Raw genomic sequence first — 13,733 nt, forward strand, 5'->3', positions numbered from 1 at the left:
TAAAGAAAAGCGGCTGATCAAAAGGTAACATCCTTTGATAAGCCGCTTTTTTTTGCAGAATCTTTTCTTGTGTTTTTTAGCATTTCCAGTTTCTCAGTCACTGCTTTCCATTCAAACAGGATTACCCAAAGCCCTGCTGCGAGAAAAATCGATGCAATGACATCATAAATGACATGCTGTTTGACAAATAAGGTAGAGAGAATGATGAGGATTCCTGTCATTTGTGTGAAAAAGTTAAGCAGTTTACGTGAATCCTTCAAGTGATTAAAAGAAAGCATAATAATCATCGTCGTCAAAACGTGAATGCTTGGAAAACAGTTTAATGGCGCATCTGCCTTGTAAATCATGGAAACAAGCTGCAAGAGAAAACCGTCACCGGTAATCTGCGGCCGCGGAACGGTCGTTTGAAAGAAAAAATAAGTGACAAAGCAGACGATTTCACCGATTACGATGGCGATGATCGTTTTCCAATAAACGCCTGGATTTTTCCACCAAAAATAAAGCAAAAATCCAAACATAAAAACATACCAGAAGATGTAGGGAAGAATGAAGACTGGCACGAATGGAATAAAGGAGTCAAATACCGTTCCAATATTCTCAGCTCCCTGTTTGCTGGCATTTAATAATTCATAGATCATCCCAAGAACAGGGAAGATCAGCAGTCCTGATAAATCTCTTATTTTAGTTAGTGCTTCCTTTGACATAAATAACGCCTCTTTTGCTGGATTTTAATCTATGCTGAGCTGATAAAATTCTGTTGTATATATACCCCTTATAGGTGAACTTAATCATTTTTTAATGATAAATAGTAGGAATCTTGCAATCTTACAATTATTGAAAAAATTGGTATAATCAACTTAGGGATAAGAGCCGCAAAATCTACTATACCTTCTCGGGAATGAAATTGGAATATTTCAAATCGCGATGTAAAAAAAAATTCAAACAAACAGGTGATGAATATGATTGGATTAAAGAAAACCGAAATATTTGAAGCACTTGAAAAAAAGAATTTGGCCAGATTCAATGAATTGTTGAATGATGATGCCAGTTTAGCAGATTCAGAAAATGACAATGGACTCACACTGCTCGGGTTAGCCTGTCATTACGGTGAAACAGAATTTGTAAAACTGCTTTTGAACAAGGGTGCTGACATCAATGCCGCTTCCCATTCTAAACTTTCATTTATTCCATCAAATACCGCTCTGCATGCAGCAATTGCCGGAAAACAGTCTCCCAAGCTTATTCAGCTGCTTCTCCGGAACGGTGCAGATGTAAACGCAATCGACAGTGATGGGCATGCTCCGATTCAAACCGCAGCATTTGAGGGGAATCCAGAGATTGCTAGTCTATTAAAACATAACGGAGCAGACATTTCCTTAAATGGAGGACAAGGAAGTGCTGCTGAAATTGCAGAACTTAAAAATCACTCCGATTTTATCAATGTGCTAAAAACACCATAAAGAGAGCGTGATAATCATGAGAATGGAGCCATTAGAAGCAGCAAAAAGAATCATCAAAAAACACTACCCAACATGCAGCGCTGCTGTTTTATCCGGCAGTGTGGTCAGAGGCGAAGGCACAATTACGTCGGATCTTGATCTCGTTATTTTTGATGAATCCCTCCCATCATCTTACAGGGAATCATTTGTTGACTTTGAATGGCCTGTTGAAGCATTCGTTCATAATTTCGAGTCCTATCGCCAGTTTTTCCAAAGCGACTGCAAAAGCGGGACTCCTTCCATGCCAAGGATGGTTTTTGAAGGCCTTATTTTAAAAGGAAAAGAACGGCTGCAGCCAATTAAAAGGGAAGCACAGGAGCTCTTAGAAAAAGGTCCGGAACCTCTTTCAAATAAAGAAATAGAAATGAAACGCTATTTTATAACAGATGCACTTGATGATTTTATTGGCAGCAGTAAACGGTCTGAAGAAATTTTTATTGCAGGATTACTCGCTCGGCTGATCCATGAATTTGTCCTGCTGACAAATGGAAGATACATAGGTAAATCAAAATGGATTCCGCGGGCGCTCATGCAATTTGATCCTGAATTTGCAGGTGAATTCACTTCCGTTTTTGACGAGTTTTACCGTACTGGCCGCAAAGATAAAGTCGTTGCTTTGACCGATTCAATCTTAAAGCCGCACGGCGGCAGATTTTTTGCAGGGTTTTTACTTGGGAAAAAAGAATAGAATAGGAGAGATGAATTTGTCTTTTATCATACGTCACCCGAACGAATCGGATCTAGAATCTCTGACAGAACTTATGTATGAATACATTGTCGATTTTTATCAGTGTCCAAAACCTCCAGAACAAAACGTTCATCAGCTGATTAAGACACTTCAGCAAAAAGAAAAAGGCATTCAATTTTTGGCTGAGGAGAACGGCAAGGCTGCAGGATTTGCGACTCTTTATTTCACGTACAGTACAACAAGAGCCGAACCTATAACGATTATGAATGATCTTTATGTACGTGAAGCATACAGAGGAACTGGAGCAGCTGAAAAACTTTTCAAAAGCTGCCACACATTCAGCAGGCAGCATCAATACGCCGCCATGACCTGGGAAACAGCGGACGATAATGCAAGAGCACAGCGATTTTATGAAAAAATGGGGGGCAAAAAGGGAGATTTTCTGACCTATTCCATTTGAACTCTTTGAAAAGACACGAATGAAAACTTAATACGGGAGTAAGACAATTGCTGCCAACACAGGAAAGTGCAAAGAATAAACGCTTGGAAGGCTTCCAAGCGTTTATTTAAAGAAATTTTTTGAAAAAGAATGATACACAACTCCAAGAAAACTCGCCGTCATAATGACAAAAAATGCTGTGACAATCCGTTCATCCAAAGCGCCGTCAGAAAACAGCACAGGACCGATTCCAAAGAAAGCAAGCAGCATGAATAAAAGCAGGAAGACCCCATTTACAATCCACTTCAAAGAATATCACCTTTTACTTTTTCATACATCCTATGTTTCAAGACAAACTGGCGGTACAGATGTCCTCAATAAAAATGATAACGCTTTCAAATTGTGTGAATCATCTAATTCCATGCTTCCATCATCTATAGAAATAACCTGTTTATCCTTCACATAGAATGAAAGAAGCACGATATTCAGATTGCAAGTGAGGTGGGTTTCCGGATGGAGAGGGAGTACTTAATCAAACCAATGCTTGATGAAAGCTATAAAAAAGTCAGTCATGGACAAGGTGTTTATTTATATGATACAGCTGGCAAGAAATACTTGGATGGATCATCTGGTGCTGTTACCTGTTCGATCGGACATGGGGTAGGTGAGATAGTAGAGGCCATGGTGGAGCAGGCGCGGGAGGTATCGTTTGTCTACCGGTCCCAATTTTCAAGCTATGCTGCAGAGGGACTGGCAAAGAAACTTGCAGAGATGACCCCGGGTGACCTTAATTGGACTTTTCTGGTCAACAGCGGATCTGAAGCCATTGAAACGGCCATGAAGACCGCGATTCAGTATTATCAGGAAAAAAACATGCCGAAAAAAACAAAAATTATTTCCAGATGGATGAGCTACCACGGGATTACAATAGGTGCTCTGTCTCTATCGGGCTATCCAGAGCGCCGTTTCCGTTTTCAGCAGCTGCTGGAAGCAAATCCGGTTGTTTCTCCGGCGTACTGTTATCGCTGTCCATACGGATTAAAACCCTCTTCTTGCAAAGCGAAATGTACAGGAGAACTTGAAACCGCGATAAGAAGGGTCGGTGCTGATCACGTTGCAGCATTTGTGGCAGAGCCGGTTGTCGGTGCAGCTGGAGCAGCGATTACCCCGCCGGAAGGATATTACGAAAAAATCCGTGATATTTGTGATCGAAACGACATTCTGTTTATCGCGGATGAAGTAATGACAGGCATAGGAAGAACAGGAAAAACACTGGCGATGGAGCATTGGGGAGCCCTTCCTGACATCGTTGCACTTGGGAAAGGCTTAAGTGCGGGATATGCACCGGTAGCGGCAACCATAATCAGCGACAAGGTGATGCGGCCCATTCAGCAGGGATCTAAATTAATCATGAGCGGGCATACATACAGCGCAAATCCTCAATCTGCAGCTGTAAGCCTTGCAGTCTTGCATTATATTGAAAAAAATCAGTTGAACACTGCTGCTTCTGAAAAAGGAAAGACGCTGTTTAAACAGCTGCAGAAACTGCAGAAAAAAACAGAGATCATTGGAGATGTCAGGGGAAAAGGGTTATTAATAGGCATCGAGTTTGTCATGGACCAGACTTCAAAACAGCCTTTTCCAAAATCTTATAATCTTACGAGCCGAGTCATTAAAAAAGCACAGCAGAACGGGCTTCTTGTTTATCCGTCTGCAGCAGGAATTGAAGGCGGAGACGGCGATGCGATTCTCATTGCCCCGCCGCTGACCATAAATGACGAGGAGCTGAGCGAACTTGTCCAGCTATTTTCAAAAACGATTGCAGAAATAGAAGCAGAAGTGCTGCCGATGTCATAAAAAGGAGAATCTGTATGATCGCAAATTCATTTCAGAAAATCAGGCAAATTGATGAGGTAATAGGCAAAATCAATGACGGCTGCACATTAATGGCAGGAGGCTTTGGCGGTGTTGGCACGCCTCCGTCTTTAATTGACGCGATTTTGGAAAAAGAAGTACGGGAGCTCGAAATTATCTGCAACGACACCGGTTTTCCGCATATCGGAATTGGAAAATTGATTTGTGCCGGGCGTGTCCGTAAAGTGATTGCTTCGCATATTGGCTCAAATCCGATTGCCGGCACCTTGATGTCAGAAGGCAAGATGGAGGTGGAGTTTTCACCGCAGGGAACTCTTGGCGAGAGAATCCGTGCAGGCGGAATGGGCCTTGGCGGCATTCTATCGGATGTAGGAATGGGAAGCGAGATTGCAGAAAAAGGAAAAGAGCTTGTGCAGGTGGATGGGCGGACTTATTTTATTGAAACAGCCCTGACGGCAGATGTGGCTATCATATGCGGCAAGGCCGCAGATGAATTTGGAAACATCATCTATAAAAAAAGTGCACGGAATATGAATCCGCTGATGGCTATGGCAGGAGAATACACCATCGCAGAAGTAGAGGAAATCGTAAGCTTGGGGGAGCTTGATCCGGAAGCTATTATCACCCCGGGTGTCTTTGTTCAGGCCGTCGTACAAAGTGAAGGGGTGAACTGGAAGTGGGTATGGGAGCCGAAATAAGAGGGAAAATCGCAGAACGGGCAGCACAGGAAATTGAAAACGGCATGATTGTGAATCTTGGCATAGGGATTCCTTCTCTCGTGCCGAATTATTTAAAAAATAAACCGCAAGTCATGATACAGGCAGAAAACGGCATTCTCGGCATTGGGCCAACACCCGTGCAAGGCGAAGAAGAGGAGACACTGTGCAATGCTGCGGGCTATCCTGTCACCCTTGAAAAAGGCGCTTCTTATTTTGACACAACTACAGCGTTTGGCATGATTCGAAGGGGATGCATCGATTTGACGATACTCGGTTCTCTCCAGGTAAGCGAAAAAGGAGATCTCGCCAATTGGATTGTACCAGGTAAGCGGGTCCCTGGAATGGGCGGAGCCATGGAACTTGCCGGGAAAGCAAAAAAAGTCATTGTCGTCATGAATCATGTAAATAAAAACGGCGATCCGAAAATTCTCACAAGCTGCACTCTCCCGCTCACATCCAAACAATGTGTCGATTTGATTATTACGGATATGGCAGTGATAGAAGTTAGAGAATCACGACTTATTTTAAAAGAAATCATGGCGCCTTTTACCGTTCAGGATGTCATAAAAAGTACAGGAGCAAACCTTGAAATCGGCATGAATCTTTGAAGGGGTGATACGATGAAAAACTTGCAGGAGCAAGTTTGCGTATGGATAGACGAAAATCGAAACCGGTCGATTAAATTACTTAAAAAGATGGTCGAGCAGAGAAGTGTTCAGGGCAATGAGGCTTCAGCCCAGGCGGTCGTGCTCGAAAAGTGCCGTCAGCTTAGGCTGGATATAGACCTGTGGGAGCCTGGCGGGAAACTTCTCAAACAGCACCCGCATTTTGTCGCAACGAGAACGTCCTTTAAAGACAGCCCTAATATTGTCGGTGTTCTAAAAGGGACAGGGGGCGGAAAATCTGTCATTTTTAATGGTCACATCGATGTTGTTCCAGAAGGAGATTTAAAGCAATGGGATGTCGACCCTTATCAGGCTGAGGTAACAGAAAACCGTCTTTACGGCCGGGGATCGACAGATATGAAAGGCGGGAACGTCTGTCTGCTGATGGCAATAGAGGCCATTAAAGCAGCAGGCATTTCCTTAAAAGGAGACGTTATTTTTCAAAGCGTCATTGAAGAAGAAAGCGGCGGAGCTGGAACACTTGCCGCCATATTACGCGGATACAAAGCAGATGCAGCCATCATTCCGGAGCCTACTAAAATGAAAATCTTTCAAAAACAGCAGGGATCCATGTGGTTCAGGCTGAAAATAAAAGGGCGGTCTGCACACGGGGGAACAAGATATGAAGGAATCAGCGCCATTGAAAAAAGCACGCTCGTTGTAAAGCACATCCTTGAGCTTGAAAAAAAGCGCAACGAAAAAATTACCGACCCTCTCTATAAAAGCATTCCAATTCCAGTCCCTATTAATATTGGAAAAATAGAAGGAGGCACGTGGCCGTCATCTGTCGCAGATCTTGTCACCCTAGAAGGAAGGTGCGGAATTGCACCAAATGAAACGATAGAAGAAGTGCAGGCCGAATTTCAAGCATGGGTGTCTGAGCTTTCTTCAAAGGACGAATGGTTCAATGAACATCCAGTGGAACTCGAGTGGTTTGGGGCAAGATGGCTTCCAAATGAAATCGGAAGCGATCATCCATTGACTGCCGCATTGATAGAATCCTATAAAGAGATCATGAAAAAGGAGCCGGTTATTGAAGCCTCTCCTTGGGGGACAGATGCTGGCCTCATTTCTCATGCAGGCGATATTCCTTCCATTGTATTTGGTCCAGGGGAAACAGAGGTGGCTCATTTTCCGAATGAATATATCGAAATTGATAAAATCATCGACTGCACAAAAATTCTGGCTGTTTTCTTAATGGAATGGTGCGGAGTGTCAGAGGAGATGTTTTTACCGACTGACGGAGAGGGTAAATTCAAGAAGGAAACGACTAAATAATTGAGGTGTTCGCAAATGAAGCAGCATTTATGGATCAATGGACAGCATATGGAAGCAAGCAAGTATCAGGAATTAAAGTCTCCTTACACGGATGAACTGCTCGCAGAGGTTGCCATTGCAGGTCAGAATCAAGTAAAAGCGGCAGTTGACGCTGCAAGTGAAGCAATCGCAAAGATGAACGCTTTGCCTGCACATAAGCGTGCAGATATTCTACTGAAAACAGCCAAGCTTCTTGCAGAACGAAAAGAAGAAGCGGCAGCGATTATTGCAAAAGAGGCCGCTAAACCAATTAAAACGGCGAGAGCAGAAGTAGACCGCACCGTTATGACGTATACATTTGCAGCTGAGGAAGCAAGACGGCTGAACGGTGAGACCATTTCAATGGATGCTGCCCCAGGCGGAGAAAACCGCACAGCCTACACAGTGAGGGAGCCAATCGGTGTCATTGGAGCGATTACGCCTTTCAATTTTCCGATGAATCTCGTCGCACACAAGCTCGGACCGGCGTTTGCGGCAGGCAATACAGTTGTGTTGAAACCTGCGACTCAAACACCATTAAGCTCATACTTCATCGGAAAGCTTTTTCATGAAGCGGGTCTGCCTGAAGGTGCACTGAACATTGTGACAGGTAAAGGCAGCGAGATCGGAAAACATTTCACAAACGATGAGCGCATAAAAGCACTTACGTTTACAGGAAGTCCTGAAGTAGGGAAAAAGCTTAAAAACGATGCCGGCATGAGAAAAACGCTGCTTGAATTAGGTTCAAATTCAGCCGTCATTATAGATGATGATACAGATGTATCTAAAATTGCACCAAGATGCGTGACAGGAGCATTTGCTTACGCGGGCCAGGTCTGCATCTCCGTGCAGCGCATTTATGTACATGAAAGTGTGTTTGAGGAATTTGTCCAAAAAGCAGTGAAGGAAACGAAAAAACTGAAGCTTGGAAATCCTCTTGATGAAGAGACGGATGTATCCTCTTTAATTTCAAGTGATGATGTTGATCGAGCGATTTCCTGGATCGAGGAAGCGGAGAGTGCGGGAGCACAAATTGTGTGCGGCGGCAAAAACGGTGATAATCAGACGGTTCAGCCGACGATTTTACTGAATGTCCCGTCTGACGTAAACCTCTCCTGCCAGGAAGCATTCGCTCCAATTGTCATCATCAACTCCTTCAAAACCTTTGACGAGGCAATTGATGAAGTAAATAACTCAAAATACGGACTCCAGGCCGGCGTATTTACAAATAAAGTTGACTTGGCCTTTCAAGCGGCAAAAGCCCTTCATGTCGGCGGTGTCATGATCAACGACATTCCAACTTTCCGTGTTGATCATATGCCTTATGGCGGAGTAAAGGACAGCGGATTCGGCAGAGAAGGCATTAAATATGCGATTGAAGAACTGACTGAACTAAAGCTGATTTCTTTTAATCATGCCAAGTTCTAAGCATAAAAAATAGAGTGTGCATCCGCACTCTATTTTTTAAGGTGATTTTTTATCTAAAGGGGGGCCCGTTCTTGAAAAAAACGTACTCTGAAATAAAAATGCTGTCTAAAAAGGATTATCGAGCTGAAGCCGTACTCGATTATTTTAACAAAAGGCTCAGAATCGATGATTATCGCGGAAAGACAGATTCCTTGCTGAAAGATGCTTCCAAATTAGCTTCAGATAATCGCTTCACAAAAGTGATTGTCAAAGGAAAAGCATGTGACATCACTAATCTATTAAAGGAGCAATTTCAGCTTGAAGCCATCATTAAGAATTATTTTCACGGTGAAGATGCCTATTTTTTCACGAAATATTTAAGTGAAGCTAGAAGAAAGACAGACAGCTGGACAAAGCAGGACAGCATCATCACGTCAATCTATGAAAAAAAGAAAACCGTTCACTTGCAGTCAGGCGAATTTGGATTCCGTGCTGCAGATGAACTTGATGCAAAAAAGCTTTCAGAATTATACAGAGCCGTATTTGAAGTGTATCCAACACCGCTCCATTCAAGTGATTATATCCAAAAAACGATGAGGGAAGGCACCATCTATTATCTTGCTGAAAAAGGAAACACGATCGTAAGCGCTGCTTCTGCTGAAATCAATGCTGTATACAACAATGCTGAAATTACAGACTGTGCCACGCTGCCAGAGGTCAGAAAGCATAAATTAATGAGAAGCCTGATCTTATTACTTGAGCAAAAGCTTTGTGATCAAGGTGTATTTTGTGCTTATTCCATTGCAAGAGCAGAATCATTCGGCATGAATGCCGTTTTGCATCAGCTGGATTACGAATATACCGGCAGGCTCACAAATAATTGTGTCATCAGCACAGATCTTGAAAACATGAATGTATGGTGCAAGGATCTGTCTGCCGGAAATTGAGCAATCGATGCCGAAAATCCGGCAGCTTACGTTAAAGGAGGGGAACTTTTGACAAATCAAAATCGGGAGCAAATCATTCATGATATTTTAGAAACAATTGATGAAGGGATTCATGCGGTTGACGAGAATGGAACCACTGTTTTTTACAACGAAATTGCTGCCTATCATGATGGTTTAAAAGTCGAGGAGGTTGTGGGCAAGCATTTATTTGATGTTTTTCCGTCCCTTTCCGAGGAAACGAGCACGCTCTTGAAAGCCATTAAAACAAAAAAGCCGATTTATCATCATCCCCAAACCTACATAAATATAAAGGGCGAAAAAATTGAAACGGTGAACACGAGCCTGCCGATTTTATCAGAGGACAAAGTGATCGGCGCGGTTGAAATTGCAAAAGATTACTCGGCGATCAAGCGGCTGACAGAGCGTCTGGCCGATCTTCAAAAGCAAGTGCATTCGCCTCCAAAAGCGGAGAGATCCAATGGCACAAAGTATGTTCTAGGTGACATTATTACAGCAAGCAAGAACCTCCTCCTCATTAAAACACTTGTTAAAAAAGCCGCAAAAACCTCTTCAAATGTCCTCGTTTACGGGGAAACAGGAACAGGAAAAGAATTAATTGTCCAGGCGATCCATAACGAATCTCAGCGGAGAGATGCTCCTTTTATCGCCCAAAACTGTGCAGCTCTGCCTGAAGCCTTGCTTGAAAGTTTATTATTTGGCACAGCAAAAGGGAGCTATACTGGTGCTGTTGACAGGGCTGGCTTATTTGAGCTTTCACATGGAGGCACCCTTTTCCTGGATGAGCTGCAATCAATGCCTCTGAATCTGCAGGCAAAGCTGCTTAGAGTCATTGATGATGGCACGATCAGGAGAATCGGAAGCAGTCATTCAATCAACGTCGATGTCAGAGTGATTGCCGCCATGAACATCAGTCCTGAACAATGTCTCTCGCAGCAAAAAATGCGGGAAGATCTATATTATCGTTTAAACGTCTTCAGCATCAATCTTCCGCCGCTCAGAGAACGGCCGCTGGACCTTCCTATTCTGATTTCGTCTTTCATTAATATGTACAATCACGAATTTCAGAAGCGTGTTGGAGGTTTAACAGATGAAGGGCATGCACTGTTAAAGCGCCACCCCTGGCCGGGGAATGTCAGGGAGTTAAAGCATTGCATCGAGTATGCCATGAATATGTGTGATGACAATCGTATTCATATTGACCATTTACCGCCGTACTTGCTGAATGTGAAAGAGACGGCAAAAGAACCGCATTCTCTTCATGAAAAAATGTCCTTGATAGAAAAAGAAATCATCCAAGTAGCGCTTGCAGAATGTGAAGGCAATATTTTAAAATCAGCAAAGCTGCTTCAAATTCCGAGACAAACCCTTCAATATAAAGTGAAAAAATATTTTCCTGACCAATTTTCGGCACCAAAACAGAACGTATAATTAATGGATGTGAATTTAAAAGCTTCCAGTCACATTGGCATGGTTTTTGCATGTAATAATGGTAAAGACCGAAATGGGGGAACTGCCATGAAATACGATCTATACAAGCCGAAGCGCGACTGGAAAGACATCGAACTCTGGAAAGATGTCACAGATGAACAGTGGAATGACTGGCTCTGGCAGCTGACAAATACCATCCGCACACTGGATGACCTTAAAAAAGTCATTAACCTGACTCCTGATGAAGAAGAAGGGGTTAAAATATCAACGAAAACCATCCCTTTAAATATAACTCCATATTATGCATGGCTAATGAATGAAGATGATCCGAGATGTCCGATCCGCATGCAGTCAGTTCCAATTTCACAGGAGCTTTATAAAACAAAATATGACCTTGAAGATCCGCTTCACGAAGATGAAGATTCGCCTGTTCCGGGTTTGACTCACCGCTATCCGGACCGCGTGCTGTTTCTAGTAACCAATCAATGCTCGATGTACTGCAGATATTGCACCAGAAGGCGTTTCTCAGGTCAAATTGGCATGGGTGTGCCTAAAAAACAGCTTGATGATGCGATCAATTATATCGCTCAGACACCTGAAGTGCGGGATGTGCTGATTTCAGGCGGTGACGGATTACTCATTAATGACACGATCCTTGAATATATCCTTAAAAATCTCCGCGCAATTGATCATGTCGAAATCATCAGGATCGGCACGCGCGCGCCTGTCGTTTTCCCGCAGCGCATTACAGAAAATCTGTGCAATATCCTGAAGAAATATCATCCAGTCTGGCTGAATACTCACTTCAATACTTCGATTGAAATTACCGAAGAATCTAAGAAAGCATGTGAAATGCTTGTGAACTCCGGCGTGCCGGTCGGAAATCAGGCCGTTATCCTTGCAGGCATCAATGACAGCGTGCAAATCATGAAAAAACTGATGCATGACCTCGTTAAAATCAGAGTGCGGCCATATTACATTTATCAATGTGACTTATCAGAAGGCATCGGGCATTTCCGCGCACCTGTTTCAAAGGGTCTTGAGATTATTGAGGGCCTCCGCGGACACACAAGCGGGTATTCGGTGCCAACATTTGTCGTTGACGCTCCTGGCGGCGGCGGGAAAATTGCCCTGCAGCCAAACTATTTAATTTCTCAAAGTCCGGACAAAGTCGTGCTCCGTAACTTTGAAGGCGTCATCACGACCTATCCGGAGCCGGAAAATTATACACCGGGTCTTGCAGATGATTACTTTAATGAAGTATATCCTGATTCTGCATCCAAAAAATCACTGTCCGGAATCGCAGGTTTATACGAGGATGCCCAGTTCAACCTGATTCCTGAAGGTATTGGCAGAATCAATAGAAGAAAAACGTTTGAAACAAACCCTGCTCACGCCACATTAAAAGATAAACGGGGAAAACGCGACGAATTAAAAGATAAAAAATACCGTGCCCAGTTATTAAAATCTGAAGAAAAGAAGGCAGCAGAAAATGAGTGAGCGCTGCGAATGGTGTGAATCGCAACATGCAAAGCACACAACCAACCTTGTCCATTGGGAACTGCCTGACGGATCTCGCGCCATTGAGATTTCAGACACACCTTGCATCTCTTGTCCGGACTGCGGCATTAGTTATCAAAGCGAACAAACGATCAACGAAATCGAAAATCAGCTCCTTCTGATTGCCGTAAAAGAGCTGCCAAACCGCGTAGCTTACGAAGAACTGATGAAGTGGAAGCGTCACTTGAAGCGCAACTACTTTGATTTCACCTGACATTAGAACTTCTTAGGTTTTCTTCTTGTCCAATAAACGTTATAATAGGGTCACTTTCCATACGTAATGGCGACAGGGGGATTTACCTTGAAATCTTTTTACCACTATCTAATGAAATATCGACATCCAAAACCAGCCGATGATATAAGCCAATTTGCAAACGACGCTTATGATGACCACAGCTTTCCAAAGGCTTCAGATGACTACCATGAAATCAGCTCCTACCTTGAACTGAATGGGTCATACCTCCGCAGCCTCGTCGTTTTCGATGAAGCCTGGGACCTGTATGAAAACGAAATCCTTAAAAAAGCAACGTACTAAAGCAACTTACTTTGTAGGTTGTTTTTTTTTTGCTCTTTCGTAATATTTTTTTTGTGAGAAAACGTACTAAGTATAACGTTGTAACTAAATTGAAAAGGACCTGGAAGAAGTGAATTAGTTCCTGAATTTTTATTTCTTGACAACACCTTCGAATCATCTTATATTTAATAAAGTTAATAGTTAAGTAGGTTAAATATTAATTACATTAAGTGCACAGGAGGGGAAAATGGAAACAAGACAGGAACTTACGTATGAATTTCTCTCTAATTACCGGAAGTTAAATAAAATGACCCGGACCCATTTGAATGAACTGCTGGATACTTATCTTCCGTTCAATGAATTTATGGTCCTTCGCCTCATTCATGAGCAAAAACATATAAATATCAGCCAGATTGCTGAGAAATTAAGTGTGTCTGCAAGTCATATCACTTCTGTCAGTGAGAAACTGATCAAAAAGGGCTATTTAACCCGCATACGCGCACTTGATGACAGAAGAGTGGTCTATCTGGAGCTGACTGAAACGGGTGAAAAAGTAAAGACTGAAGTGGAAACGACCATTACAGAATACTTTCATCAGAAGCTGGAAAACGTAACGAATGAAGAAATCATTGTGTTTAATCGATTATTAACAAAATTACTAGAAGAACAATAGAG

At 42.8% G+C, this 13,733-nt stretch carries 16 protein-coding genes; 14 read left to right on the forward strand and 2 right to left on the reverse strand.

Annotated elements, in window-relative coordinates:
* Nucleotides 1–17: 17 nt before the first annotated feature.
* On the reverse strand, nucleotides 18–704 hold the full coding sequence (locus tag E2R53_RS05105; RefSeq protein WP_133310684.1) for a phosphatase PAP2 family protein: 687 nt from the start codon (nucleotides 702–704) through the stop codon (nucleotides 18–20).
* Between the two features lie 255 nt (nucleotides 705–959).
* On the opposite strand from E2R53_RS05105, the gene E2R53_RS05110 reads away from it, so the two are divergent.
* Genes E2R53_RS05110 through E2R53_RS05120 form a run of 3 tightly spaced genes read left to right on the forward strand, consistent with a single transcriptional unit; the run spans nucleotide 960 to nucleotide 2,647 of the window.
* A complete protein-coding gene (locus E2R53_RS05110; protein ID WP_165970895.1) occupies nucleotides 960–1,460 on the forward strand; it encodes an ankyrin repeat domain-containing protein in 501 nt (166 codons plus the stop codon).
* A 22-nt stretch (nucleotides 1,461–1,482) separates the two neighbouring features.
* On the forward strand, nucleotides 1,483–2,187 hold the full coding sequence (locus tag E2R53_RS05115; RefSeq protein WP_133311162.1) for a nucleotidyltransferase domain-containing protein: 705 nt from the start codon (nucleotides 1,483–1,485) through the stop codon (nucleotides 2,185–2,187).
* Nucleotides 2,188–2,197: 10 nt separating this feature from the next.
* Entirely contained in the window at nucleotides 2,198–2,647 is a 450-nt protein-coding gene (locus tag E2R53_RS05120) for a GNAT family N-acetyltransferase (RefSeq protein ID WP_133311163.1), read from the forward strand.
* A gap of 102 nt (nucleotides 2,648–2,749) precedes the next feature.
* Here the strand turns inward: E2R53_RS05120 and E2R53_RS05125 are convergent, their stop codons facing one another.
* On the reverse strand, nucleotides 2,750–2,935 hold the full coding sequence (locus E2R53_RS05125) for a DUF6954 family protein (protein WP_133310686.1): 186 nt from the start codon (nucleotides 2,933–2,935) through the stop codon (nucleotides 2,750–2,752).
* A 204-nt stretch (nucleotides 2,936–3,139) separates the two neighbouring features.
* Between E2R53_RS05125 and E2R53_RS05130 the strand changes: the two genes are divergently transcribed.
* The 11 genes from E2R53_RS05130 (at nucleotide 3,140) to E2R53_RS05180 (ending at nucleotide 13,731) form a co-directional block, all read left to right on the forward strand.
* Nucleotides 3,140–4,483: an aspartate aminotransferase family protein gene (locus E2R53_RS05130; RefSeq protein WP_133310687.1), complete on the forward strand. Its 1,344-nt coding sequence runs from the start codon at nucleotides 3,140–3,142 to the stop codon at nucleotides 4,481–4,483.
* Between the two features lie 17 nt (nucleotides 4,484–4,500).
* Nucleotides 4,501–5,199: a CoA transferase subunit A gene (locus tag E2R53_RS05135; protein ID WP_435796777.1), complete on the forward strand. Its 699-nt coding sequence runs from the start codon at nucleotides 4,501–4,503 to the stop codon at nucleotides 5,197–5,199.
* Nucleotides 5,178–5,828: a 3-oxoacid CoA-transferase subunit B gene (locus E2R53_RS05140; RefSeq protein ID WP_133310689.1), complete on the forward strand. Its 651-nt coding sequence runs from the start codon at nucleotides 5,178–5,180 to the stop codon at nucleotides 5,826–5,828. The genes E2R53_RS05135 and E2R53_RS05140 overlap by 22 nt, the downstream gene beginning before the upstream one ends.
* Nucleotides 5,829–5,840: 12 nt before the next feature.
* Nucleotides 5,841–7,163: a peptidase gene (locus E2R53_RS05145; RefSeq protein ID WP_133310690.1), complete on the forward strand. Its 1,323-nt coding sequence runs from the start codon at nucleotides 5,841–5,843 to the stop codon at nucleotides 7,161–7,163.
* Between the two features lie 15 nt (nucleotides 7,164–7,178).
* Nucleotides 7,179–8,609 carry an aldehyde dehydrogenase family protein gene (locus E2R53_RS05150; RefSeq protein ID WP_133310691.1) on the forward strand — a complete coding sequence of 477 codons (1,431 nt, stop codon included), beginning with the start codon at nucleotides 7,179–7,181 and terminating at the stop codon, nucleotides 8,607–8,609.
* A 71-nt stretch (nucleotides 8,610–8,680) separates the two neighbouring features.
* On the forward strand, nucleotides 8,681–9,535 hold the full coding sequence (ablB, locus tag E2R53_RS05155; protein WP_286166073.1) for a putative beta-lysine N-acetyltransferase: 855 nt from the start codon (nucleotides 8,681–8,683) through the stop codon (nucleotides 9,533–9,535).
* 48 nt (nucleotides 9,536–9,583) lie between these two features.
* The gene (locus E2R53_RS05160) at nucleotides 9,584–10,984 is read left to right on the forward strand and encodes a sigma-54 interaction domain-containing protein (RefSeq protein ID WP_133310692.1); all 1,401 of its coding nucleotides are present in this window, start codon (nucleotides 9,584–9,586) and stop codon (nucleotides 10,982–10,984) included.
* 87 nt (nucleotides 10,985–11,071) lie between these two features.
* Nucleotides 11,072–12,484 carry a lysine 2,3-aminomutase gene (ablA, locus tag E2R53_RS05165; protein WP_133310693.1) on the forward strand — a complete coding sequence of 471 codons (1,413 nt, stop codon included), beginning with the start codon at nucleotides 11,072–11,074 and terminating at the stop codon, nucleotides 12,482–12,484.
* Nucleotides 12,477–12,758, forward strand: a complete 282-nt coding sequence (locus tag E2R53_RS05170) for a YokU family protein (protein ID WP_133310694.1) — start codon at nucleotides 12,477–12,479, stop codon at nucleotides 12,756–12,758. Before ablA ends, E2R53_RS05170 begins: the two co-directional genes overlap by 8 nt.
* Nucleotides 12,759–12,845: 87 nt before the next feature.
* Entirely contained in the window at nucleotides 12,846–13,079 is a 234-nt protein-coding gene (locus E2R53_RS05175) for a YozE family protein (RefSeq protein WP_133310695.1), read from the forward strand.
* 226 nt (nucleotides 13,080–13,305) lie between these two features.
* Nucleotides 13,306–13,731, forward strand: a complete 426-nt coding sequence (locus tag E2R53_RS05180) for a MarR family winged helix-turn-helix transcriptional regulator (protein ID WP_133310696.1) — start codon at nucleotides 13,306–13,308, stop codon at nucleotides 13,729–13,731.
* Nucleotides 13,732–13,733: the final 2 nt, after the last annotated feature.

It is taken from the genome of Peribacillus frigoritolerans, from assembly GCF_004358755.1.
Lineage (GTDB): Bacteria > Bacillota > Bacilli > Bacillales > Bacillaceae > Bacillus_P.